The organism is Vagococcus silagei, assembly GCF_004795745.1.
GTDB classification, from domain to species: domain Bacteria; phylum Bacillota; class Bacilli; order Lactobacillales; family Vagococcaceae; genus Vagococcus; species Vagococcus silagei.
Genome location: NZ_SDGV01000016.1, coordinates 68,716 through 94,033, shown reverse-complemented (window position 1 = coordinate 94,033; position 25,318 = coordinate 68,716). Strand labels below are relative to the sequence as shown.

Sequence of the window (25,318 nt, the reverse complement as noted above, 5' to 3'; positions counted from 1 at the left end):
TATAGTAAGAGATGGGGAAGGGTGATGGCCTATTAACACATCAATTATTTTTTTGAAAAGACTTGGCTCTGGGGGGACGCCAAGTCTTTTTTATATCTTGAGCAATTTAATTGCTTACTTTAAGTTAGTGATATATACTTATCTCGAATTCGAAATAAAAGGAAGTGAGAATGTGGCAAATGATGAATTAGCATTAAAATCTTTTATCGGCTTAATGCGAACCAGTAGTTTATTTGAGAACTTAGTTCGCGAAGATGTAACACGTTATGACCTGACAACGAATGAGTTTATTGTCCTTGAGCTTTTATATCATAAAGGAAAACAAACGATTCAAACTATTAAAGAGCGTGTGTTGATTGCTAGTAGCAGTACCACTTATGTTATCGATAAATTAGAAGAAAAAGGTTTGGTCTGTCGGGAATTATCAACTGAAGATCGTCGTGTCACATTTGTGTCTTTAACTACTAAGGGACAAGAAAAAATGGCAACTATTTTTCCGTTCCACCAAGAAACGATTGTTCATTATTTTGAAGATTTTACAGCGGAAGAATTGGCTGATTTTCAAAATATGTTATGGCAAATTAGCCAAAAAATAAAACTAGAAAGAGGTTAATTGAAATGAGAGCAGGATTTGAAATGAACAAAAAACATGAATTATTAGGATTACATCATATTACGGCAATTACAAGCGACATCAAGAAGAACTATACCTTTTTTACGGAAGTTTTAGGGATGCGCTTGGTAAAGAAATCAGTCAATCAAGATGATATTCAAACCTATCATACCTACTATGGTGATGACAAAGGATCACCAGGTACAGCTGTAACTTTTTTCGATTTTCCTAATATTCCAAAAGGTCGTAAAGGAACGAATACTATTAGTCGTATCGGCTTTAGAGTACCAACGGATGCAGCGCTTGATTACTATCAAGAACGATTTGAGACCTTTAATGTCAAGCATAGTGAAATTGTAGAAGAGTTTGGGACAAAAGTTTTATCTTTTCAAGATGAGGATGAACAACTGTATCAATTGATTTCAGATGAACATAATACCGGAATGAAGCCTGGTATTCCTTGGAAACAAGGTCCAGTACCAGAAGAACACGCAATCTATGGATTAGGAAGAGTTGAAATCAAGATTAGTTATGCTAAGCAGTTTATTGAAACTTTTCAAGGTGTCTTTGGGTTTAAAGAAATTGCTGTTGAAGACAATCGTCATTTAATGGAAGTTGGCGAAAAAGGCAATGGTGCACAAGTGATTATTGTTGAAGATGACTCAATGCCTGATGCGATGCAAGGTTATGGTGAAGTTCATCATGTGGCCTTTCGTCTAGCTAAAAGTGAGTCTTTGGCACTTTGGAAAAATATCTTTGATGATTTAGGTCTAGCCAATTCTGGCTATGTGAATCGTTTCTATTTTGAATCATTATATGTTCGTGTCGGGCATATCCTGGTTGAATTAGCAACCGACGATCCGGGGTTTGATGTGGATGAGCCTTATGAAACTTTAGGTGAAACATTAGCATTACCACCATTCTTAGAAAATAAGCGTGCTGAAATTGAAAGCCAAGTGCGTCCATTTGATACACGTCGCAGTAACAAGTAACAGGGGGCTTTGAAATGATTAGTATCAATCCGAATGAACAAACAGAACGCGATAACTATAAGCTTTTGACTGGTTCCATTATTCCGCGTCCCGTAGCGCTTGTGACCTCGTATTCAGAAGCAGGGGTGTTAAATATTGCTCCATTTAGCTATTTTAATATTGTGACATCTAATCCACCAATTGTATCGTTAGCGATTCAGCGTAAAGAAGGTGAGATGAAAGATACGGCACGAAATATCGTTGCTACGAAAGAAGCTGTTATTCATGTTATGGATGAAACCTTAGTTTCAGATGGCAATCAAACGGCTGCCAATTTAGCTGCAGAAAAAAGTGAATTGGCTTTGACTGAGTTTAATATTACGGACTCGACAAGGGTGCTTGTTCCGGGGATTGAAGAAGCAGCGGCTCGTTTTGAAGTAACGCTCTATCAACATGTTCCAATCGTAGAAAATGATAAGGTAACTGCTGATTTAGTTTTATTAAAAATTGAACAGTACCATTTTAGTGAAGAAGTTTATGAGGAAGGCAAAATCAAGGCCCAGTCATTAGCTCCGGTTAGTCGCTTAGCAGGTCAAACATACGCAAACTTAGGGGAACAATTCGAACTGGTTAGACCAAAATAAAGGGGGAAACAATTTATGCAACATTATTTTAAATCTGGTGGGGTCAAGCAGCCTGTATTTATTCTTTTACATGGAACAGGTGGCGATGAAAAATCATTGCTTGATTTGGGATTTGAACTAGATAATAAGGCAACTTTGTTTGGCATAAAAGGGAATGTCGTAGAGCAAGGGATGCCGCGTTATTTTAGAAGATTAGCTGAAGGTGTTTATGATGAAGATGATCTACGTGTTCGTGGGGAAGAGCTACATCAATTTATCTTAGATTGTTCAGTTAATTATGGGTTTGATTTAGATGATGTTGTATTAATTGGCTATTCCAATGGGGCTAATATTGCCTTGCATTTAATGTTAAATCACAGTGAGATGTATCGAAAAGGTGTTTTATTTCATCCGATGTATCCTGTTTCTGATATTCCAAAGAATGATTTAAGCCATCAGGAAATTTTGATGACATCTGGTTTACTGGATCCGATTGTACCGCAATCAGAAAGCAAGTTTGTCTTGGATTTATTAAAGGAACGAGAGGCACAAGTGATTCATTTTGAAACGAAGAGTGGTCATCAATTATTGTGGGAAGAAGTGCAAGCAGCCAAAGAATTTTTAGGAGAATAATCAATAAAAAGCCATCCAGCATAAAACTGGATGGTTTATTTATGTGTTCTTCATCCCAAAACGCCTGTGTCACTACCTTGGAATTGGCTTTGGTAGAGATTTGCGTAGAAGGATGGTTGGGCTAATAGTTCGTCATGACTACCTTGTTCAATGATGGTGCCGTCTTTCATGACGAGAATTAGGTCAGCATTTTTAATAGTAGAAAGACGATGTGCGATGACGAAACTGGTTCGATTTTTGGTTAATTCGTTCATTGCTTGTTGAATCATCAATTCAGTTCGTGTATCCACACTGGATGTTGCTTCATCTAAAATAAGAATCGTTGGATTAGCTAAAATGGCGCGTGCAATTGTTAGTAATTGTTGCTGACCTTGAGATAAATCCGTCTCACCACCAATTTTAGTGTCATAACCGTCTGGCAAGGTACGAATGAAGTGATCACATTGTGCAGCACGAGCGGCTTGAATAATGTCTTTGGGTGTTGCTTGTGGATTTCCGTAGCCAATATTTTCAGCAATGGTTCCTTCAAAGAGCCAGGTATCTTGCAAGACCATCCCAAACCGTTTGCGAATATCAGCAGCTTGATAACTCGTCATATCTTGACCGTCTAAATAAATGGTGCCTTGATTGAGTGGATAAAAACGCATTAACAGGTTAATGAGTGTTGTTTTACCCGCACCAGTTGGACCAACAATGGCGACTTTTTGTTGTGGCTTAACGGTAATGTTAATATTTTCCATCAATAATTTTTTAGGTGTATAACCAAACGAAAGGTTTTCAAAAACAACATGTCCGTCAATTTTTTCAGGGACAACTTGTGGCGAGTCGATTTCGATTTCTTCAGGATAATCGAGAATTTCAAAAATTCGTTCCAACGATGCCAGTGCACTTTGTAAGGTATTTGTGATATAAGAGGCTTGGGTAATCGGCTCAGAAATTTGGTTGACGTATTGTAAGTAAGCTTGGATTAGACCGATACTGAGTTGTCCATTTAAAATCATAAAGCCGCCAAAAACAGCACTTAAAACAAAACCAATTTGATTAATAAAGCGAATAAAAGGATTAATCGCATAACTTAAAAATTGAGCTTTTCGGAAAGCTTTGAACTGAGCTTCACTGAGAGCTTCCATCTCTGTTGTGACCGTTTCTTTTTGATTGTATGATTTGATTAATAAATTTGCTGAATAAAGTTCTTCTGCACGACTTGTTACATTTCCAAGTGTGACTTGATTATCGGTAAAATAGATTAAGTTTTTTTGTGACAAGTATTTTGTTGCGAAAACACTAACAAGCAGAATCCCGATAATGGCAAGTGTTAAGAGTGGGCTGAGGTAAAGCATGACAATAATGCCACTAATAATACTTAGGATAGCAACAATCAATTGCATTAAGCCAACTTGTAAAACTTCAGATACTTTGTCTAAATCAAGAATTGTTCGACTTAATACATCTCCCGTTTGATATTGGTCGAAAAACCGAATTGGTAAACGATTAAATTTTGCTGTAATTTCTTTACGTAAGGCCAGTGTTAAGGTTTCACTAACACTCGCCATTGTGAATTCTTGCAGAAGTGAGAAACCGCTAATAAAAAGCCAAGACATGACTAAAAAGATGAGTGGTAGCTTTAATGCTTGGATTAAATCATTGATTTGCCAATTTTTTTGTGAGATTAAAGCGATGACGTTATCCAATCCCCAACCTAAAAAAAGTGGGGCGATGGCCATCGTAATAGAAAACAAAAAGGCCGAAATAATGATTAAACTGAAGCGACTTTTCTGTTGCATAAGCAGCTTTAATAGACGACGACTTGTTTTCTTCAGATTTTTTGGTGCATCGTATTGTGGTTTACTCATTGTTTTTTCCTCCTAACCCTTGTGAACTGGCAAATTCTTGATAAGTTTGGCAGGAAGTCATTAATTCATTGTGTGTTCCTTTACCAACAATCTTGCCTTCGTCCAAGACAATGATTTGATCAGCATCCATCACAGTTGCAATGCGTTGCGCGACAATGACAACAGCGGCGTGATTAAGATACGATTTCAGAGCTTGACGTAATTTTGCGTCAGTTTGATAGTCGAGTGCCGAAAAACTGTCATCAAAAAAATAAAGTTGTGCAGGTTTAATCAGCGCTCGAGCGATACTTAAACGTTGCTTTTGGCCACCGGAAAAGTTGTTCCCTTTTTGTGCGACGTGACTATCAAAACCATGTGGTAAATTCGCAATAAAGTCGTCTGCTTGTGCAACTTTCGTAACGGTTTCCATCATTTCAAGCGAGGCTTCTGCATGACCGAATGTTAAGGTATCTTTGATTGAGCCACTCAGTAAAATTGCTTTTTGTGGAACATAACTCATCTGTGCACGTAGATCTTTTTGAGTCAACGTGCGAATGTCTTGCTCGCCTAATAAGATTTGACCATGGGTGACATCTTTTAAACGTAAGAGTGCTTTGGCAATGGTACTTTTTCCGGAACCTGTTCCGCCAACAATTGCGGTTGTTTTACCACGTGGAATATCAAAAGTAATATTGCTCAAAACAGCTTCTTCAGCACCATCGTAAGTAAAGGCAACATCATTAAATGAAGCAACAATTGGTGCGTCGGCATCTAGTTCTAAGCTTGCCTGTCCATCGTGTAAATCCTGTGGTTTGGTTAGAACCTGTTCGAGTCGTTGCATAGAGGTCACTCCACGTGGCACCATTACAATCACCATCGTAGCCATTGTTAAAAACCATAAGCTTAAAATCGTATACTCGATGATGGCTGTAATACTACCAACTTGAATACTGCCTGTTAAGCTTTGATAACCACCGACTGACAGAATTAGAGCAATTGAAATTCCCATTGCTAAATTGACAATTGGGTTTAAGACTGCAAATAAGCGATTCATTTGAATCATAACGGTTGAGTACTTTTCGAAAGTTTGATCAGCGCGCAGTTTTTCAGAATCAGTTTTATCAAAAGCGCGAATGACCCGAACACCTGTGTAAACTTCGCGTAAAATAAGCATCATTTTATCAACTGTTTTTTGGGTGCGACTCGCAAGTGGAACAGCTTTTTTGATAATTAAAACAGCGACTAAACTGAAAAGAATAATGGCGATTAAGGGAATCCAAACCATTTTCCATGAGACCATGCCCGTTAAAAAGATGGATGCTAAAATAATAATCGGTGCGGGTAGTATCATTTGAAAAGTCATCATGGTAATTTGTTGAATGTTATTAATATCATTTGTTGTTCGTGCTAAGAGTGTCGGTGTTCCAAATTCTTCAAAGGTTGTGAGTGAAATATCTTGGGTTTTTTTAAATAGTGACATTCTTAAAAAATGACCGAATTTACCAGCAAGATGAGCCGAATAATAACTAGAAGCAATTGAAACAATTCCAGTTAAGAGCGCCATCAAGAACATCCAACCACCATTTTGGATAATAGCATTAGTATTTTCTTTTAAGATGCCCTCATCAATGATTTTGGCAACATAAAAAGGCAATAATAATGTACCGAATGATTGTAAAATCATAAGAAAAATCGTGCCATAAAATGTTCGCTTTTCTTTTTGATAAAATGTTTTTATTTGTTTCATAATATTTCCTCCAAATCGTCTATCCGTGATAGAATAAACTGTAACGTTACGTTACAGTCAAGAAAGAGGTGGCGAAAAAGTGGAAAAATATTTAAGCATTAGTGAAATGGCCTACTATGCTGGTGTTAGTCGCCGTACACTCATTCATTACGATCAAATTGATTTGTTTAAACCTAAAAAAATTGGTGCAAATGGTTATCGTTATTATGGTTTTGATCAATGCCCGGAACTGGATGTTATTCTAGTCTTAAGGGCTTTAGATATGTCATTAGATGAAATCAGTGCGTTCTTAAAGAATCGCCAACCAGACTATACAAAAAAAGTTTTATCATTAAGGCGCGAAGTTGTTGAAGAAAAAATTACTCGCTTAAACAAGTTGAAGCAATCACTGGATTTAATGTTGCAGCGCTTTGACAAAATTCAAACGATTGAGTTTGAGCAATTAACCTATCAATTTTTGGATGAAGAGTATTTTATTGCGTCTGATGAAATTGATGAGCATGATGAAACGTCAGCTTATCAGGTGATTGCGAACTTTTATCCCGATGTTCATCACGAAGATGCCTTTAGCGGTTATCCCATCGGCTTTTTACTAGATGCCGGAGCTTTTGAGAAGGAAATGCCCACGAAGGTGATTTATCGGACGTTGATTAAGATCCCAAAGGAACGGGTATCCTATTACCCGCGTGATAAAATTATGCAGCGTCCTGCAGGTCAATATTTGACTGGTTTTGTTCGTTTTGAGAAGAAACAAATTAATAGGTTTATCACACTTTTACATGAAAAACTTGCTGAAATGCAGTTAATAATAGATGGCAATGTTTGGGAATTAGTTTGGCAAGATGATGTGTTGACGGATCAATTAGAAGAGCAAATTATTGAAATTATGATTCCAGTCCGCCCACTTGAGAATAAATAATAGAGATATAAAGACGCTCATTTTTGATTCTGGTGTAATAAATTAGTATAATGAGAATGTTTTTTGACAGTGAAGTTTTAGTAGGAAATGGAGAATAAGAGCATGACGAACAATTTTTGGGCAGATTTACCCAAGCCTTTTTTTATTTTAGCGCCAATGGAAGACGTGACGGATGTTGCTTTTCGACATGTAGTCAAAGAAGCTGGGGCACCGGATGTCTTTTTTACTGAGTTTACAAATTCGGATAGTTATTGCCACCCAGATGGGATTGAAAGTGTCCGCGGGCGCTTAGTTTTTACAGAGGATGAACAACCAATTGTCGCACATATTTGGGGTGACAAACCTGAGTTTTTCCGTGAAATGAGTCTTGGTTTAGCAGAGATGGGCTTTAAAGGAATTGACCTAAACATGGGGTGTCCTGTTCCTAACGTTGCCGATCGTGGTAAAGGGAGTGGCTTGATTTTACGTCCAGAGGTTGCAGCAGAATTGATTCAAGCTGCTAAAGCTGGCGGCATCCCTGTGAGTGTGAAGACAAGAATTGGGTTTAAAGAGCAAGCAGAGATGGAAGCATGGATTACTCACTTGTTAGAGCAAGACATTGCGAATTTATCGATTCATTTACGGACGAGAGAAGAAATGAGTAAAGTTGAAGCGCATTGGGAATTGATTCCTGAAATTATTGCCATTCGTGACCGAGTAGCACCAGAAACTCTAATTACGATTAATGGCGATATTTTAGATCGTGAAATGGGCTTAACTTTAGCTGATAAATATGGTGTGGACGGCATTATGATTGGTCGTGGTATTTTTAAGAATCCGTATGCGTTTGAAAAAAATCCGCAAAGACATAGTCCGCAAGAAATGATTGGATTATTAGAGCTACAGTTAGACTTACAAGATAAGTATGCCGATGTTGTGCCACGCACAATTGTTGGTTTGCACCGCTTCTTTAAAATTTATGTTAAAGGATTTCCTGGTGCCAATGAATTACGAATTAAATTGATGAATACAAAATCGACAGACGAAGTAAGAGAGATATTAAATGCATTTCATCAACGACATACTGATGATGAAGATGTGGCAGAAGAAAATTAAAGAACTAAGAAAAAATTTAGAACTACACATGAACTCAAAGTGAGTTACTGTGTAGTTTTTTTGATGTACATTAAAACATGGTTTCATTCATATTTATGAAAAGTGTTTATAAAGTGGGTGGGTTATTTTACAATAGGGTATAGATGAGGAGTGGGAAAATGAATCGATTAGAAGAAGCGTATCAAAATTTACAGAAGAGTAGTGATGACTTAATGCGTCATGCAAAAATTTCCGTTCATTGGTACAACGCACTTAAATACGGTTTGCTTGCTGGAATCTTGAGTGTCATTGTTTACTTTATTTATAATAAAAAAACAAATCCTGATGTATCAATTTTTAGAACACCAATATTTTGGCTGATTATTTTTATTATGATAGCACTAGTTGTTGTTTCGTATCGTTGTTTTGGTAAAACAGAAGTGTATAAAAAGCGTCATGAAGAATCATTGAAAAAAATTGCGACGATCATTGTTGAAGATTATCTATCCTCTAGTTTAGTGAAAGTTCATGTCTGGTATGAAGATTCCTATGAAGTGAACAGTCAGTATCTGACGTTACTTGAAATGAAGTATGGGGAGATTGATCGTTCCTTTTTTGATAGCGACTTACCTAATGGGGGAGATGAGATGTATTTTGATATCTATTTATTAGATATTGAAGCAATTGAGGGATTGAAAGAACGTTTGAAGGGTGAACGTTTTCAAGAAATAATTGGCGAAAAAATAGCAGAAAAACTAGCTTTGAATTATTTAGATTTGCTGATAATTTTGGATGAAGAGGCCGGAATTGAAAATAAAATCGTGTATTATTTTGATGCATAATATTAGCTACGGGAAACGGTTACAAATTTATTTAAAATGATATTCAATTGGCTGATAATTTGCTAAAATTAGAGTACCATCCATTGGTAATTTGAACAGGGATGAAGGAAGGATGAAACCGATGAAACAAATTAAATTTGGTCCTACAGATGAACAAGTAGCAGCAATTATTTTAGGTTGTATGCGAATCGACGCAGCAGAACAACCAGTTGAGGCATTGGAAACAGCATTTGATGCAGGGATTAATTTTTTTGACCATGCAGATATGTATGCTGATGGTGAATGTGAGTCAATTTTTGCAAAATCGTTAAAACAAACATCAATTAAACGTGATGACCTCTTTATTCAAACGAAATGTGGCATCATTCAAGGTGTGATGTTTGATTTTTCTAAAGAACATATCATCAAAGCCGTTGAAGGTAGTTTGAAACGTTTAGACACAGATTATGTGGATTCTTTATTACTTCATCGACCTGATACATTAGTTGAACCAGAAGAAGTGGCAGCTGCATTTAGCCAACTAGAAAAACAAGGTAAAGTACGTCATTTTGGTGTCAGCAATCAAAGACCAGGTCAAATTGAATTACTTAAAAAATATGTGGAACAACCACTTGTGGCAAATCAACTTCAATTTGGTTTGAAACATACAGAGATGATTGACCAAGGCTTTTATGCGAATATGCACCATGAGATGAGTATTGATCATGATGGTGGCATCTTAGAGTATTCTCGTCTTCATGATATGACAATTCAAGCTTGGTCTCCTTACCAATATGGCCATTTTGAAGGAATTTTCTTAGGCAACGCCAAATTCCCAGAATTAAATCAACGCTTAGAAGAGTTAGCAGAAAAATATCATACAACACCAACAGGTATGGCATCGGCTTGGATCCTACGCCATCCAGCCAAGATGCAAATGATCGCTGGCACAATGAATCTACAACGAATCAAAGAAATCGCTGCCGCATCTGAAATAAACATCACCCGCGAAGAATGGTATTCATTATACCAAGCAGCAGGAAATATCTTGCCTTAAAGATAGGTGGTGAAGAAAGCGTTTAGGAGCGAGCATTAAGATGAGCGTCTGAATCTGACGGTCTTTGTCAGAATCAGACGCTTAACTTAATGCCGAGCTCCTGCTTTCAGAACCCGGATTACCCAAGGTGGTGGAGTAAGCGTTTTGAGCTGAGCAGTAAGGTGAGCCTGATAATTTGACAACCAGGTGATTTTTGGAGCGTTTAGAGGTGAGTCGCAAGCCAATCTTACGAATAAATTAGTTTTTAATTTAATCGTAAGATTGACTTGTGACCGAACCTCTGCTCCAAAAATCCCGTCTATCACCACGACATCAACATTCTATTCAAATAAGCAACAACCCAAAGAAGCAATCATTCGATTAGCTTCTTTTTTTAAATATTTTATGTCACATATATTTGACATTTACATTATTGAGTGATATTCTAACGGTGTCACGTATAAATGACACAAGGAGGTCAAAATGAATCGAGTTCGTGATTATCGCCAACAGAAAAAATTATCACAACAAGTTTTGGCAAAAGAAATTGGTGTGGCGAGGCAGACGATTAATCTAATTGAAAATGATAAATATAATCCTTCACTGGATTTGTGTATTCGATTAGCTCAAGCTTTGGAAACAGATTTGAACACATTATTTTGGGAGGTCGGAGAAGATGAATAAGAAAGAAACGGTATCAGAAAAAGTGTTTAAACGTTTCTATGGTATTAGTGGCGTTTTGGATGAATATAAAAGGGGCGAGATTAATCGCATAGGCAATAATGCTTTTATTATATTGTTCTTCTATTCTTTACTGTCTAATTTTATCGCAACGTTATTTGCAACTCGTTTTCTAGAAATCACATTATGGACACTGATTGTTTCAAATCTGATTTTAGTTGTTTTTGTACTTGGTGGCTACGTTATTTTGGCTGTTGGTAATTTGAATTTAACCGTTGAAGAAGTTGAAGTGGACAAAGTTTTAAAAACACGGAAACAAGTCATCAAAAAAGGGGTTAGACAAGGACTGTCTTTTGGTATAGGGATGCATTTATTAACAGCCTTGACAACTGTCGTTTCTGAAGGAGAAAGTATCAGGGAAGGATTATTCTCTTTCCCACATATCATTTCTTCTTTATTAGCAGGCCTGTTTTTTGGTGTCACAATGACCGTTGTGATGTTGAATCGTGTCAAAAAAATTGAAGAATAATAAATATCTCAGAATGATTTTTTCAAAAGAATCATTCTGTTTTTTTGTTTAAAATGAAGAAATCTTCATGACAGTTTTGTACTCATTCGATATGATGGGGGTATAAAGAGAGTTAAAAGGAGGTTTTTTGTATGACAGCCTTAATTTTATTAGTTGAAGATGAAGAGAGTTTGGCTAGCTTTATTCAAACAGAATTACAGTTTGAGGGGTATCAAGTAATCTGGGCTAAAGATGGCCAAGAAGCATTAACAGAATATGAACAACATAAAGAAAATCTAAGTTTAATTTTATTAGATTGGATGTTACCGGTTTATGATGGCATTACCGTTGCACGAAGAATTCGCAAAGAAAATGATATTCCGATTATCATGATGACGGCCCGCAATCAGACGACGGATATTGTGCAAGGTTTGGATACAGGCCTTGATGATTATCTGACAAAGCCGTTTGAAATTGAAGAATTATTTGCACGAATTCGTGTGATTACGCGAAGGATTGAAAAACAATCGCAAACAAAAAATACATTATCATATCATGGCATTCATCTTGATTTAGCAAAACATCAAGTGTTCTTGGGTGAGTCAAACTTGGACTTAACACCAAAAGAGTTTGGTATCTTGTATGAATTAATGAAACAACCTGAAGTGGTTATGACACGAGATGATTTGTTGAATGAGGTCTGGGGCTATGACTTCTTTGGGCAAACGAACATTGTGGATGTCTATATTCGAACGCTTCGTAATAAACTAGGTGCTAAAGATGCCGGAAAGATGATTCAAACGGTTCGTGGCGTGGGGTATGTATTGAGGGCGCACGATGAAAATTAAACGCAAAAAACAAACAGCACAACGCCAGTTAACCCAACGTTTTATTATTCTGTTGATGAGTATTTTGATTGTTATCAATTTAATTTTTATTTTGATTTTAACGAAATCAACGTACGAATATATGGAAGATCAGGCCAATCAAATTTTTGATTCAGTTGTATTAAATAAAAATGCGACATCAGATTGGGAGACTGTTGTGGATGCCTATGTCTCTAAGGACGAAGATGATGCGCTTAAAATTAGTTTGAATACTGGTGATAGTTATTATTCTGCAGAAGGTCAGGAAAAATTTAGAGCTCTAAAAAAAGGACGTCAATTTTTATTTTTTAATCATTTGTTTATTGCCAAGGATGGTGAAGTTTACTATTTTCAGCAAAGAAATTGGCCTGATTTAACAGCTGCTTTAGCTTTGAATGTCGAATCAATCGTCGAGATGACCTCTAGCATTTTGTTTGTGAGTATCTTATTAAACCTAATTGCATTAGGGGTTGGCGCTTTTTTAATCTATTTATCAGTAGGGCGTTGGAGTAAATCGTTAAGTACGATGGCACAGGAAATCAATCAAATTGAAGAAAATCCGCAACAATTATTGAAACTTTCCGTTCCTGAAAATCCGATTGAAACATCGAATGTTGCGACAGCCTTTAATACGCTTTTAGAAGAACAACGCCAAGCGATGGCTCGAGAACAACAGTTTGTAACCGATGCTTCTCATGAATTAAGGACACCATTAGCAGCAATTAGAGGCCACGTTCAACTGATTCAGAGACGTGGTACTGATCATCCAGAAGTTATTCCCAATTCGATTGCTTTTATTGATAAAGAATCAAAACGGATGGAAAAAATGATAAATCAACTTCTATTACTAGGGCGAAATTCGCAAGAAAATGAAGTTGAAGCGGTGAATGTGGGTGAAATTGTCCAACAGGAAATTGATAAAATACAGTTAATATCTAAACAGACAATTCGTGCTGAATTATCTGATGCAATTATTTTGAGTTGTGTGAAACTCGATTTACAGCGTTTAGTTCAAAATATTATTGAGAATGCAGTGAAGTATTCTGATGCGAGTAGTGAAGTTTTTGTTTACTTATCTGAGGAACAGCAAAAAATAATAATTAGTGTGTTAGATGAGGGAATTGGTATTCCAGACAATCAGAAAGATAAAATATTTGAACGTTTTTATCGCGTGGATGACTCAAGATCAAGTGAAATTGAAGGTTCAGGCATCGGTTTGTCGTTAGTTGCAGCAATCGTTGCCAAGTATCATGGGGAAATTGAGGTTTTAGATAATAAACCTAAAGGGACGCAAATCAAAATTATTTTGCCAAAGTAAAAAAAGATGAAGAAATCTTCATGAAAGCTTTATGTTAGTTTATTTTTATTATTGTGACGTGACGTTAAACTATATATATAAAATCAATTAAGGAGCTGAAAATTATGAAAAAAACAATGACATTAGTGGGGACATCTTTAGTCTTAATAGGATTATTAGCAGGTTGTGGCGCGTCTAACTCGAAAGAAAAAGTTTCAAATCAGGTAGAACAGGCTGCGGATAGTAGTGCTGTCGTTCAAAGTGACAAGCCAACTAAGAGTAAAAATGCCAATAAAGAAATTAAAGAAGTGAAAGTTTCTGTTACAGACGCAATTGAAGTGTATCAAGCGAAATATCCAAATACTGATATTACCTCAATCGAATTGGAATCAGATTTTGGAAAATACCGTTATCAAGTTGAAGGTGTCGACGATAATACTGAATATAGTTTAAAAGTTGATGCAACATCAAAAGAAGTTTCTAAAGAAAGAACGGAAAAATTGGATCGCGATGAGCAAAATGGTGTCAAACGTAAAGAAGAAAAATTAGACTTAGCTGAATTAAAATCACTCGAAGAAATTACAGAAATTGCTGAAAAAGAAGCAGGTGTTGGAACGGCAATTGAATGGAATATGGATAGTGATTTAGGTGTAACATTTTGGGAAGTAAAAGTCAAAGATGGTCGTCAGGAAGTAGATGTTAAAGTAAACGCTAAAACTGGTGAGTTTTTAAGTAAAGAGGTTGAAGACTAATTTAGAATAGTCCTTTAAATAAGTAATAAATAAATATCCTATTGAACATTGAGGTTCAATAGGATATTTTTGACTATACCATTTTTTGGTAAAATTGTGAAAAAATCAGTCATAAAGATTGCGTCTTATTCAGAGATATGATAATGTGGAATCTATGTAAGGGGTTTCTTTTTTGTAAATTAATAGAAAGATGGTGTTTTAGATCAATGAAATTTTTTTTAGACACAGCAAATGTAGAGGAAATTAAACGTATTAATGCTTTAGGACTTGTGGACGGGGTAACAACGAATCCAACCATTATCGCAAAAGAAGGTCGTGATTTTGAAGAGGTGATTAAAGAAATCTGTTCAATCGTTTCTGGACCAGTTAGTGCGGAAGTCATTGGTTTAACTTCAGAAGAAATGGTAGCAGAAGCGCGTGTCATTTCAAAATGGGCTGACAATGTGGTTGTTAAAATTCCAATGACAGAAGAAGGGCTAAAAGCTGTTCATATCTTATCGCAAGAAGGAATCAAGACAAATGTAACGCTTATTTTTACAGTTGCACAAGGTTTATTAGCAGCTAAAGCAGGCGCGACATATATTAGTCCATTCTTGGGCCGTTTAGAAGATATGGGAACAGATGGTTATCGTGTAATTGAAGAGTTACGTGATATCATGGATACTTTTGGTTTTGATACAGAAATCATTGCAGCAAGTATTCGTAACTTAGAACATGTCGAAGTTGTGGCGCATTTAGGTTCACATATTGCAACTATACCAGGTTCTTTATTCCCTAAATTATGGTCACATCCATTAACTGACAAAGGCATTGAAATGTTCCTAAAAGATTGGGAACAGTTTAAAAAATAATAAATTAAATAAGAGTACGAATGAAATCATTGTGATTGTCATTCGTACTCTTATTTTGTTTAAAGCGAATCTGAGTCACATGCGATTAAACAGTTTACTTGAATAAAAAAAATATAGGAGTGTTAAATTCATAAAAGAATGCCCAAAATGTCATGATACAATAATAGAAAAATATTAGGAGAAGGATATGGAAAACTTAACGATTACACAATTACAAAAATATTTAGAACTTAAGTATCAAGGCAAAATCACTTCAGAAAGCCTATTTATGAAACTTGTGGAAGAAGTGGGTGAAGTGGCCGAAATGATGAACCAACTTGCAGGTCGTAAAGACGTAGATACGACAAATACCTTAGCTAATGAACTGGCAGATGTGATTCATTATACGTTCGCGATAGCCGCAATAAATGGAATTGACTTAAATCAAGCAATAATAGAAAAAGATCGCGAAGGTTCGCGTAAGTATCATCAGACACCAAATTTAGAAGAATACATTGCCCAATTTTAGGTATGTTTGAAGCATATCAAAAAAGACCAAAGCCATTTTGATAAACGGATTTGGTCTTTTTTAGAGATAATTGGGTTCAGAAAGCTTAATGCTCGCTTCAAATCGCTTTCTTCACCACCTAGGTTAGTCGGCTAAGGGATAGCTTAGATTCATTCCTTTTGAACCACTCGCAACCATGTCACCTAAAAGTTTTGTTGCTTTTTCTAGAGAATAATCAGCGAATTGTTGATTAATTGTTTCCAGGTAAGCTGAGATATCTTCTTTTGATTGGCTTTCTTTATCAGCTTTTATTTGTAATGACCGACAAGTTGCAAACATGTCTTGTTCAAAGTCTTCTGCGAAACTACTATATAATGGGAAGTTTTCATCACCCAATAATGCAGTTGTTTTACTTAACCAATACATGTGGCCTAAGTTAAAAGTCGTCGTTGTATCACGATAACTAGCGGGTGTGTTGTTCACATTTGCATAAAATGGCACAACGGCATTAAATGTATTCGGTCCAAATGATAGCCAATGAATACCTGCAATATCTTCTGTGACGTCATTTCTTATTTGTAGAATATGTGTTTCTAAATTACGATTGATACCAATTGGTCGGAAATGTTTTTTCTCTTTCTCAGAGCCTTTTCCGTATGGATCATAAACAGTTCCTTGATAATGAGAACTTAGAGCCCACTTCACATCTTCAATACTGATTTTTTGTTTGGCATAACAAATAAAAGGCAAGTTATGATCGGTTGGGTCTTGACCGCGTTCTGGATTAAAATGACGTTGAACGTACCACGATCTAGGGTTATTGTAACGAGTATCTTTAATATCAGCACTACCAAAAATATGTCGTAGGTTGACATCATTCGTATCAGGATTCAAATGATAGCGTTCAATCAATTCTGGTAAGTCATCTGAATATAAAACATCTTTTGAGTCAAAATCAAAATGATCAATATTTAGACGATTTGGTGCAATCACATATGCTTCATCCGGAATACGAATCGCAGCCCAATGATGACCACCAAGTGTTTCCATATACCAAACATTATTGCGATCAGAAAAAGCAATGCCATTCGGTTCATAGGTCCCATAAGTTTCAAGTAATTGTCCTAAACGTTTAACGCCTTCTTTGGCTGATTTGATATATGGTAAGACTAGTGACACAATATCACATTCACCAATACCTGCTTCGACAAAAGGATCAACGCCGAGAATACGGCTATTTGTTGTGATTGTTTCAGTCCCTGTCATTGCAACATTTGCGCTATTGATACCGGCGCCAGCCCACACGCCATATTGATCATCAGCATCAGGCGTAGATGTGTAGCGAAGTGGATTTTCAGGTAATGGAATTTCAACACCACTTACAACTGATTTGAATATTTTAGGTTGCATTTCTGGTGTGATGACCACAAAACGTTGTGGGTTTGGTGCTTCACCACCATCTTCATCGCGTGCAATCAGTGTTGAGCCATCAATTGTTGCTTTTTTTCCTGCTAGGAATGTCGTACATGAACCAATTCTTCTTTTCATCTTTGTCACCCTTTCTGAAATATTAAATCCATTGTAATGAATTAATAAAGATAATACCAGTGAAATTGCAAGAGATTATGAACAAATTTTGAAATATCTATTTTAAACCATAAATTTGGTATAGAGGTTTATTGTAACTTAGTGTACAGTAGAAATGAGTTATTGATCAAAGTATCTATCAAAGGAAACTTAGAATGTCCTCTTTTTTCTGAAAAAATAAAGAAAATGATAAAGGATGCCCTAAGGTAAAGGTTTGCTAAAGTGCACTAGATTCATCTTTAGCTTGGCCTAGTAAATATTTTTTTCTGAAAATGTTAATAAAACAATGATAAAAGAGAAATAGTAAGGAATTGCTATGAGTTTATTAATAATCATTATAGTTTGCTAGGCTGACATGTTATGTTCTTCACAATTGCTTTGATAGTATTTATGCTTAATTGAGAATTTAAAAGAAATAAATAATGGGATTGACTTTACCATATAGGGTATAGCCTATACTGTTGGTAGAGTGGGGATGCTTGGAAAAATTTAAAAGGAGACGTAAGTTATGCCAAAAACAGTAATTATTGGTTCAAATCATGCAGGAATTGCTGCAGCAAATACTCTGCTTGACCAGTACAAGAATCAAGAAGTTGTGATGATTGATCGTAGTAAGTCTTTAAGTTACTTAGGGTGTGGAACACCTTTGTGGATTGGTCGCCAAATTGAAGGTTATAAAGACTTATTCTACACAACACCAGAGGCTTTTCAGCACAAAGGTGCTGTGATTCATATGGAAACAATTGTAGAACGAGTGGATTATCGTAATCGCAAAGTGTATTGTAAAAATCTTGTGACGGGGGAAGCATTTATTGAGGGCTATGATTATCTAATATTGGCCACAGGATCGAAACCAATTGTACCGCAATTACCAGGAAGTCACTTGCCAGGTATTCATTTGCTGAAGAGTTTTGATGAAAGTGTGATCGTCGATAAATTGTTAGAGCAAGATCACATTAAACGCGTAGCTGTGGTAGGTGCTGGTTATATTGGTGTTGAAATGGTCGAAGCACTAAAAAGACGTAATAAAGAAGTACTTTTATTTGATATCCAAGATTGTGTTTTACCAGGTTATTATGATGAATCCTTCTCAGCTGAAATGGAAGAAAATCTTCGTGCAAACGGTATTGAACTTCACTTAGGTGAAGCCGTTAAAGCGTATCATGGTCAAACTAAGATTGCGTCATTTATTGATTATTTGGACCAAATAGAAGCTTCTGAAAACTTGAAACCAGTTCTTGAAGAAATCAGAAAAACATTTATGTCAGCAAAAGAGCAAGTTTCAGCAATTGAAACCGATCATGGTGTTTATGATGTTGATTTAGTCATTAATGCGATTGGATTTAAACCAAATTCTGATTTAGGTAAAGATTATCTTGCATTAGCTGATAATGGAGCTTATGCAGTCGATCGCTATCACAGAACGACATCACCTAAAGTGTATGCTGTTGGTGATTGTGCTACTGTTCATTCAAATGCATTAAATGGCTCTACATACATTGCACTTGCAAGTAATGCTGTTCGTACTGGAATTGTTGCAGCTCATAATATTGGCGGGACAACGCTTGAAGGTCCGGGTGTACAAGGCTCGAATGGTATTTCTATCTTTGGCTTACATATGGTATCAACAGGTTTAACATTAAAAGCGGCTCGTGAGAATGGCTTTGATGCAGCAGCAACAGATTATGAAGATTGGCAAAAACCTGCTTTTATGTCGACAAATGATAAAGTACATATTCGCATGGTATATGACAAAGCAACACGCCGCGTTTTAGGTGCCCAAATGAGCTCAACGGCAGATATTTCTATGGGAATTCACATGTTCTCATTAGCAATTGCAAAACAAACGACAATTGATGAAATAAAATTATTAGATATTTTCTTTTTACCACATTTTAATCAGCCATATAACTACATTACAATGGCTGCATTAGGTGCAGAATAAACAAAAAGGACTCGATAAAATGCGAGTCCTTTATTTATTATCTTAACGGATTGTTTTTAAAGCTGTTGACCATAAAATTAATTCATCTAATAAGTCATTGACACCAGCTTCCATATGTTCACCAGGCTTGAATGTGCTGAAGTTTTCAAAGTCTGTAAATAAATTAAAGGCTGGGTTCGTACGTACATCAGCAACTTTTTGTTCAGCTAGAATCGTACGCACTTGTTCAGCTGCACGAATGCCTCCGCCAGAACCATAACTAACAATACCTGCTGCTTTATTAAACCATTCTTCACGCGCACTATCTAAAGCATTTTTTAGCGCAGCTGATAAAGCATGATTGTATTCTTGTACGATAAAAATGTAACCATCTAGGCTATTGATTTTTTCGTTCCAAGCTAGATTTGGTGTGCCCGTACCTAAAAACGGTAAGTTATAGTCTGTAATATCAACAATTTCAAAATTGTGTTCGTCACGTTTGTCAGCGATACTCTTAATATATTCTCCGACTTGTGGACTGACGCGTCCATCTCTTGTGCTTCCTAAAATAATCCCAAATTTCATGTAAAAATCCCCCTGTATGTCTATTTTTAAGTTTAAGTTTTCGTGTTTAAATAACTTATGAATTCACTATATCATCTTACTTAAAGTAAGTAAAATTAAAAGTTTCATAATTTACTTAAATTTTTTTAAAATTACAGATTTGAGTAATTTGAGTAAATTTAACCTTTTTTATTTAACTTTTGATACAAAATGATTATTTCTCTTGGTAAGTAAGGGTTAATCGTTTATAATAGGAGAAGAATGGGAATAAAAAAGTATTGGAGGATTTGTTATGTTTGAGCAAAAGAAAGTTTATAAAAGTTTAGAGAATCGCCAATTTACACCAAAAAGCTTACTAAAAGAGTTAGAAGATCTTAAAAAATTCGATTTTGAAGATGTATCTTATACAGGTATTAGTTTAAATATTGAAATGTTAATTACACAAAACTTACGAAATGAACAATTTCAATTAATTGAAGTTCAAGGTGGATTAGCGAAGAAAAAATTTGATGTTTGGCAAGAAGATTTAACAATAGCCATTACAATTTTTAACCACTTCGCAGATTATACAAGAGAATATTTTAACTACTATTTAGAAGAAGCTAAAAAATTCCAAGATGAAACAGGCCATAGTAATACATCGGCAGAATACAAAGCTTACTTTGAACAAGGTAATTCTATGTATTTCCATGATGTGCTTCACATTGTTTTTGACTTATCAAGAAAAATTGATTTATCAATTGATGATTTCCATCAAGCACTTGCGATTGATAAATTATCTGAAGCAGACTATCCATTACCAGAAAAGAAAGTATTTGAACGGGGACAATAATAACGTGTAAGGGTGGCCTTTTGTGCCACTCTTATTTTTTTAGTATAGACGGAGGCAAAAAAATGACACAAACTGAAGACTCAATGAAAAAAATCAATACATTTAGAGAGGAACGTGATTGGCGTCAATTTCATAAAGAAAAAGACTTAGCATTATCAATCACGCTTGAAGCAAGTGAATTACTTGAATTGTATCAGTGGAAAACATCTGAAGAAGGTAATCAACAAACAGAGCGTTTGAAGGAAGAACTAGCAGATGTCCTCATCTATTCTTATATGTTAGCTGATAATTTAGGTTTTGATATTGATGAGATTATCGCAGAAAAATTAGTGAAAAATGCGATGAAATATCCTGTCGAAAAATCAAAGGGAAAAAGATAATAAAAAAGCCCTACTATTAAGGCGTCCTAAGAAGAGAAATTCAAATCTCTTCTTAGGACGCCTTTTATTTAAGCAGGTACTTTTTCATTTGTAATCGTAATCTCGCCATCTTTTTTGATGGACAGAGTTAATTTTTCTTGTTGCTTTTGATAATTAAAAACAACATCAATATTATAGAAAACAGCCATAGCTTGAATGGATGTAATAAATTCGTCAGATTCAATTGTTGAATCAGATGTTAATGATTGATTTGGAAAAAAGATGACATTGGCATTTTGCTCACGTGCCATTTCAAGTGAATCAAAAACAAGTGACAAGTCAGTATCGTTATTCGCAACAATAGGTGTATCTTGAACTAAAGCAATTTTAAATGCCATAAAAATCCCTCCTTCGCTACTTTAATTATACGAACATTTGTTTGTTTTGTAAAGTAAAAGGTGGCGAAGTGAGCGGTTTGGGGCGAGCAGTAAGGCAGGCGTGATAATTTGACGTTTTGTGTCAAATTATCATGAATGACTTAGTGCCGAGCCCCAGCTCACTAAGCCCCGTCAATCCTAGGTGTTGAAAAGAGCGTTTTGGAGTGAGCAGTAAGGCGAGCCTGATAATTTGATAGTTTGTGTCAAATTATCAGGATTGACTTAATGCCGACCTCCAGCTCTTTGAACCCCGTCAATCCCAAGTGTTGAAAAGAGCGTTTTGGAGTGAGCAGTAAGACAGGCGTGATAATTTGATGGTTTGAGAATAAACAAAATTTCCTTAGGCTATTGAATAGCATTAAGGGAATTAATTAAAGAACTTCAAGTAGTGAAATACAAGCAATATCCAACTCGTCTAAGTCGGGTGTTGTGACTAATTTAATATCAAGGCGCTGACAAAAATCATCAAGTACACAAGATAGGTCCTCAAGTCGAACATTGATCTGCTTCGGCCGGCCTGTTAGTTTAAAAAATTGTGCTAACTGGGTAAAAATATCGTGATGTACATTTTGCGGTCCATGTGAAAAATCAAAGAAATAGATTGATCCAAGGTCTGCATCAACACCAATAATCATTGTGATTACGTTATGATCGTCATCCAACTGATTAGTATAAAAATAGGTTAATTCTAAGGTAATAGATGAGCGATTTAAATAGTTCAGTCGACGAATTAAGACATCATTTTTAAACGGTTCTGGTGTTAAACCATTTTCTTCATAAAGTTTATATTCTTCTTGAGAGATCGTAATTGACGTTTCATTTAAATAAAAATGCGTAAATTCATGCACTGAATTTTCTGTAAGCTGTAATTCGTTTAATCCTGCGTACATTATGTCGTATGATTGTGTTAATAGTGATATGTCATCTTCATCTAGAGACTGTGGAAAAGTTCCTGCTTGAAATTTAATAAATTGTAGCCAGTTGCCATCACCTCTAGGATTTAAGTCTAAGGATTTAACGAGCTTATAATCTTCTTTTGATAAATCCTCCCGATTACCAAAGTAACAAGCAAGTGTATCTTTTTGTGTAATCCTATGTGATAGAGGATCAACGATATCAATTGAATCATATAAAGTATTGGCAAGAATTTTTTGGCTTTGTGCGGTAGGATACATTAATAAGCCAGGCTGATTGTATTCGCCCAGAACAGTGATCACAATTGGTTGCGTATGGTTTGGAAGATGAACGATGAATAACTGGCTTTCAGAAACAAATTGCCATGGCTTTAATTTATTGATTTTTTTACTGATGTCAAATAAGTTACGCCAGTTTTCTTTTTGTTGAGAGTTCATGGATAACCACCTGTTCTGTTGTTTTTATAATGTTTAATCTGATAAACATTTTTGTATTTTAAAATGATTCCTACTGATATACTATGATGTTATGACATAATAATCAACAAAAAAAGGCAAAATTTGTTTTTTTATCGTAAAAAAAATAAACGAAATAAAGTAAAGTTAAAATTCTGTACGTTTGAGGGTAAAACTTATTAGCTAGAAAATAAGTTATCAGTGATAGCTAGAGATCGTACAAGAGCTGATAAAATCAGTTCAGATGAGTTTTAACTTTACCTAAGTCGTTTATTAAGAACGATTAGTTAACGATTAATTAGTTAAAAAAATCACGTTCTTATTTCTTATCGGTTTTTTTCACTAATCCTTAACCTTCGAGAACAAAATAGACCTTAGGACGCATTGTTTTTGATTAAAAATAGTGGGATACTAAAAAAGAGGTGTTGAGAATGGCTAAATACTATTATTTATTGTTATTGTTTGTTGCGTTAACGGTACTGATATTTTTAATATTAGAGAAAAGAAATAAGCGACGGTTACTACTTAAAATTAAGAGAGAATGGCAAGAGGTATCAGTTGTAAATAATCAAAAAAATGAGAATGGTTTAATGAAGGCGAGCATGAAAATAGGTGCTTTTACAAAGGCGCCAACTAATATTGACCGTAGAACTTGGGAAGATTTAGATTTATTCAAAGTTTTTCAAAAAATAAACCATACCTACTCAACGGTTGGAGAAGAATTTTTATATTATCAATTACGAACGTTGAAAGTGAAAGAAACAGATTTTGAACAACTTGAGGCAAGGGTTGCGTATTTTGAAAAGAATCCAGTTGTTAGAGAGCAAGTCCAATATCATTTTGCTTCTTTAGGGAAAATAAATACCAATCACTCGTACTTATACTTTGAACCTGAAAAGACAAAATCATTAACTGAAAAATTTGATTTTACTTTTTTAGGACTATTACCAGTTGCATCATTAGTGCTAATCTTTTTTGCGAAAGAATTGGGAATTGGTCTGTTGATAGGTAGTATGATGCTGAATACGATTCTATATCTTGTTTATAAGGCGAAATTAGAGGTAGAGCTGACAAGTATGAGTTACCTTATTAGGGCTTTATCTCTAGCAAAAAAACTGACAACTTATGATATACCAGATCAAAACAAACTGAAAACAGCAATGACCGACTTACAGAAAGTGTTGAAATGGGGTGTTTTCTTCAGAACGAAAAATGGTAGCGAGGCTGAAATGATACTTGAAATGTTTATCTCAATCTTTTTACTCCCATTTGTTTCATTTAAAGTTGTGATTGGATTATTGCAAAAACAGCAACAGAAACTTTGGTTGACTTGGCAAACGCTTGGCGAAATTGAAGCAGCGATTTCAGTATTAAATTATCGTGAAAATCAGGCGATAAAATGGTGTGCACCACAATTTGTTGCAACTGAAATTTTAAAAGGTGAAGGTGTCGATCACCCTTTAATTGAAAATCCTGTAGGTAATCCAGTATTTGCGGCGAAACCGATTTTGATTACCGGATCCAACGCTTCTGGAAAATCAACATATATTAAGTCGGTTGCGATTAACTGCATCTTAGCGCAAACACTTCATATGGCACTTGCAGACAGCCTAGAAATGAAACCTGGCCGGGTGGTGACCTCGATGGGAATTGTCGACAACCTTGATGATGGTGATAGCTATTTCATGGTAGAAATCAAATCATTGAAACGACTCTTAACTGAATCAAAAGAACAAGCGTTTACGTATTGTTTTATTGATGAGATATTACGTGGTACAAATACGATTGAACGTATTTCAGCGTCCTCAAGTATGATTCAGTGGTTAAGTAAGCAACATTGCCTTTGTTTTATTGCAACACATGATATTGAACTTGCAACAATTCTGGGTGAGACTTGTGAAAATATTTATTTTTCAGAGGAAGTCGATGAAGCGCAAGGTTTTTATTTTGATTATGAATTAAAACATGGGATTAATACGAAACGAAATGCTTTAAAGTTACTTAGACATTTAGACTTTCCAAGTGATTTAGTTGCTAGTGCAGAAAATGAATTAGCTTATTTTGAAGCACAACATACATGGCGTGTTTTACCAAATGAAGAATAAATATATGGAGGAAAAATGATGAACTTATTAGGTAATATATTATGGTTAATTTTTGGTGGATTGGTAGGTGCAATTAGCTGGTTTTTAGCCGGTATTTTATGGTGTATTACAATTATCGGGATTCCAGTAGGTTTGCAATGTTTTAAATTTGCAGAGCTTTGCTTATGGCCGTTTGGCAAGAAAGTGATTCACGAGGGTGGTGGTGGATCATGTCTGTTGAATATAATTTGGATTATTGTGAGTGGTTTTCCGCTAGCGCTAGGACATTTACTTAGTGGTGTATTACTTTGTATTACGATTATTGGTATACCGTTTGGTATGCAATCATTTAAATTAGCAAGTCTTGCTTTAATGCCGTTTGGGACACGAATTGTTTCAACGGGATCTGATGATTTTGTCATTGATTAATGATAAAAATTGATTGACGAT

Annotated in this window: 26 protein-coding genes; 20 read left to right on the top strand and 6 right to left on the bottom strand. The window is 35.5% G+C overall.

What is annotated here, in order from left to right:
- The first annotated feature begins 172 nt into the window (after positions 1 to 172).
- Genes ESZ54_RS07250 through ESZ54_RS07235 form a run of 4 tightly spaced genes read left to right on the top strand, consistent with a single transcriptional unit; the run spans position 173 to position 2,840 of the window.
- Positions 173 to 613: a MarR family winged helix-turn-helix transcriptional regulator gene (locus tag ESZ54_RS07250; protein ID WP_136137001.1), complete on the top strand. Its 441-nt coding sequence runs from the start codon at positions 173 to 175 to the stop codon at positions 611 to 613.
- A gap of 23 nt (positions 614 to 636) precedes the next feature.
- Complete coding sequence (locus tag ESZ54_RS07245) at positions 637 to 1,605, top strand: ring-cleaving dioxygenase (RefSeq protein WP_136137016.1); 969 nt, start codon at positions 637 to 639, stop codon at positions 1,603 to 1,605.
- 14 nt (positions 1,606 to 1,619) lie between these two features.
- A complete protein-coding gene (locus tag ESZ54_RS07240) occupies positions 1,620 to 2,228 on the top strand; it encodes a flavin reductase family protein (RefSeq protein WP_136137000.1) in 609 nt (202 codons plus the stop codon).
- A 15-nt stretch (positions 2,229 to 2,243) separates the two neighbouring features.
- Positions 2,244 to 2,840, top strand: coding sequence for an alpha/beta hydrolase (locus tag ESZ54_RS07235; protein WP_136136999.1), 597 nt, complete (start codon positions 2,244 to 2,246; stop codon positions 2,838 to 2,840).
- 50 nt (positions 2,841 to 2,890) lie between these two features.
- Here the strand turns inward: ESZ54_RS07235 and ESZ54_RS07230 are convergent, their stop codons facing one another.
- A complete protein-coding gene (locus tag ESZ54_RS07230) occupies positions 2,891 to 4,693 on the bottom strand; it encodes an ABC transporter ATP-binding protein (protein ID WP_136136998.1) in 1,803 nt (600 codons plus the stop codon).
- The gene (locus ESZ54_RS07225) at positions 4,686 to 6,419 is read right to left on the bottom strand and encodes an ABC transporter ATP-binding protein (RefSeq protein ID WP_136136997.1); all 1,734 of its coding nucleotides are present in this window, start codon (positions 6,417 to 6,419) and stop codon (positions 4,686 to 4,688) included. Before ESZ54_RS07225 ends, ESZ54_RS07230 begins: the two co-directional genes overlap by 8 nt.
- A gap of 79 nt (positions 6,420 to 6,498) precedes the next feature.
- On the opposite strand from ESZ54_RS07225, the gene ESZ54_RS07220 reads away from it, so the two are divergent.
- From ESZ54_RS07220 to ESZ54_RS07170, 11 genes are all read left to right on the top strand, one after another.
- Positions 6,499 to 7,338: a MerR family transcriptional regulator gene (locus ESZ54_RS07220; protein WP_239433764.1), complete on the top strand. Its 840-nt coding sequence runs from the start codon at positions 6,499 to 6,501 to the stop codon at positions 7,336 to 7,338.
- A gap of 102 nt (positions 7,339 to 7,440) precedes the next feature.
- Positions 7,441 to 8,433, top strand: a complete 993-nt coding sequence (locus tag ESZ54_RS07215) for a tRNA dihydrouridine synthase (RefSeq protein ID WP_136136996.1) — start codon at positions 7,441 to 7,443, stop codon at positions 8,431 to 8,433.
- A 158-nt stretch (positions 8,434 to 8,591) separates the two neighbouring features.
- Positions 8,592 to 9,254 (top strand): hypothetical protein, encoded by a 663-nt coding sequence (locus tag ESZ54_RS07210; RefSeq protein ID WP_136136995.1) that lies wholly within the window; start codon positions 8,592 to 8,594, stop codon positions 9,252 to 9,254.
- A 121-nt stretch (positions 9,255 to 9,375) separates the two neighbouring features.
- Positions 9,376 to 10,290 (top strand): aldo/keto reductase, encoded by a 915-nt coding sequence (locus ESZ54_RS07205; protein WP_136136994.1) that lies wholly within the window; start codon positions 9,376 to 9,378, stop codon positions 10,288 to 10,290.
- Between the two features lie 462 nt (positions 10,291 to 10,752).
- A complete protein-coding gene (locus ESZ54_RS07200; protein WP_136136993.1) occupies positions 10,753 to 10,953 on the top strand; it encodes a helix-turn-helix transcriptional regulator in 201 nt (66 codons plus the stop codon).
- On the top strand, positions 10,946 to 11,479 hold the full coding sequence (locus ESZ54_RS07195) for a DUF3278 domain-containing protein (protein WP_136136992.1): 534 nt from the start codon (positions 10,946 to 10,948) through the stop codon (positions 11,477 to 11,479). Before ESZ54_RS07200 ends, ESZ54_RS07195 begins: the two co-directional genes overlap by 8 nt.
- A 131-nt stretch (positions 11,480 to 11,610) precedes the next feature.
- Positions 11,611 to 12,306 carry a response regulator gene (locus ESZ54_RS07190; RefSeq protein ID WP_136136991.1) on the top strand — a complete coding sequence of 232 codons (696 nt, stop codon included), beginning with the start codon at positions 11,611 to 11,613 and terminating at the stop codon, positions 12,304 to 12,306.
- Entirely contained in the window at positions 12,296 to 13,642 is a 1,347-nt protein-coding gene (locus ESZ54_RS07185) for a sensor histidine kinase (RefSeq protein ID WP_136136990.1), read from the top strand. Before ESZ54_RS07190 ends, ESZ54_RS07185 begins: the two co-directional genes overlap by 11 nt.
- A gap of 104 nt (positions 13,643 to 13,746) precedes the next feature.
- Positions 13,747 to 14,373, top strand: coding sequence for a PepSY domain-containing protein (locus ESZ54_RS07180; protein ID WP_136136989.1), 627 nt, complete (start codon positions 13,747 to 13,749; stop codon positions 14,371 to 14,373).
- A gap of 206 nt (positions 14,374 to 14,579) precedes the next feature.
- On the top strand, positions 14,580 to 15,224 hold the full coding sequence (gene fsa, locus ESZ54_RS07175; protein WP_136136988.1) for a fructose-6-phosphate aldolase: 645 nt from the start codon (positions 14,580 to 14,582) through the stop codon (positions 15,222 to 15,224).
- Positions 15,225 to 15,411: 187 nt separating this feature from the next.
- Positions 15,412 to 15,732 (top strand): MazG nucleotide pyrophosphohydrolase domain-containing protein, encoded by a 321-nt coding sequence (locus ESZ54_RS07170; RefSeq protein WP_136136987.1) that lies wholly within the window; start codon positions 15,412 to 15,414, stop codon positions 15,730 to 15,732.
- 123 nt (positions 15,733 to 15,855) lie between these two features.
- Here the strand turns inward: ESZ54_RS07170 and ESZ54_RS07165 are convergent, their stop codons facing one another.
- A complete protein-coding gene (locus tag ESZ54_RS07165; RefSeq protein ID WP_136136986.1) occupies positions 15,856 to 17,259 on the bottom strand; it encodes a C69 family dipeptidase in 1,404 nt (467 codons plus the stop codon).
- 547 nt (positions 17,260 to 17,806) lie between these two features.
- On the opposite strand from ESZ54_RS07165, the gene ESZ54_RS07160 reads away from it, so the two are divergent.
- Complete coding sequence (locus ESZ54_RS07160) at positions 17,807 to 19,243, top strand: FAD-dependent oxidoreductase (protein ID WP_136136985.1); 1,437 nt, start codon at positions 17,807 to 17,809, stop codon at positions 19,241 to 19,243.
- A 42-nt stretch (positions 19,244 to 19,285) separates the two neighbouring features.
- On the opposite strand, the gene ESZ54_RS07155 is transcribed toward ESZ54_RS07160, so the two are convergent.
- A complete protein-coding gene (locus ESZ54_RS07155; RefSeq protein WP_136136984.1) occupies positions 19,286 to 19,807 on the bottom strand; it encodes an NADPH-dependent FMN reductase in 522 nt (173 codons plus the stop codon).
- 271 nt (positions 19,808 to 20,078) lie between these two features.
- On the opposite strand from ESZ54_RS07155, the gene ESZ54_RS07150 reads away from it, so the two are divergent.
- The gene (locus tag ESZ54_RS07150; RefSeq protein ID WP_136136983.1) at positions 20,079 to 20,618 is read left to right on the top strand and encodes a hypothetical protein; all 540 of its coding nucleotides are present in this window, start codon (positions 20,079 to 20,081) and stop codon (positions 20,616 to 20,618) included.
- Between the two features lie 62 nt (positions 20,619 to 20,680).
- Entirely contained in the window at positions 20,681 to 20,998 is a 318-nt protein-coding gene (locus tag ESZ54_RS07145; protein WP_136136982.1) for a nucleotide pyrophosphohydrolase, read from the top strand.
- Between the two features lie 68 nt (positions 20,999 to 21,066).
- On the opposite strand, the gene ESZ54_RS07140 is transcribed toward ESZ54_RS07145, so the two are convergent.
- Positions 21,067 to 21,375 carry a hypothetical protein gene (locus tag ESZ54_RS07140; protein ID WP_136136981.1) on the bottom strand — a complete coding sequence of 103 codons (309 nt, stop codon included), beginning with the start codon at positions 21,373 to 21,375 and terminating at the stop codon, positions 21,067 to 21,069.
- Between the two features lie 410 nt (positions 21,376 to 21,785).
- Positions 21,786 to 22,766, bottom strand: coding sequence for a DUF7309 domain-containing protein (locus ESZ54_RS07135; protein WP_136136980.1), 981 nt, complete (start codon positions 22,764 to 22,766; stop codon positions 21,786 to 21,788).
- Between the two features lie 449 nt (positions 22,767 to 23,215).
- Between ESZ54_RS07135 and ESZ54_RS07130 the strand changes: the two genes are divergently transcribed.
- Positions 23,216 to 24,889, top strand: coding sequence for a MutS-related protein (locus ESZ54_RS07130; protein ID WP_136136979.1), 1,674 nt, complete (start codon positions 23,216 to 23,218; stop codon positions 24,887 to 24,889).
- A gap of 18 nt (positions 24,890 to 24,907) precedes the next feature.
- Complete coding sequence (locus ESZ54_RS07125; RefSeq protein WP_136136978.1) at positions 24,908 to 25,297, top strand: YccF domain-containing protein; 390 nt, start codon at positions 24,908 to 24,910, stop codon at positions 25,295 to 25,297.
- Positions 25,298 to 25,318 lie beyond the last annotated feature (21 nt).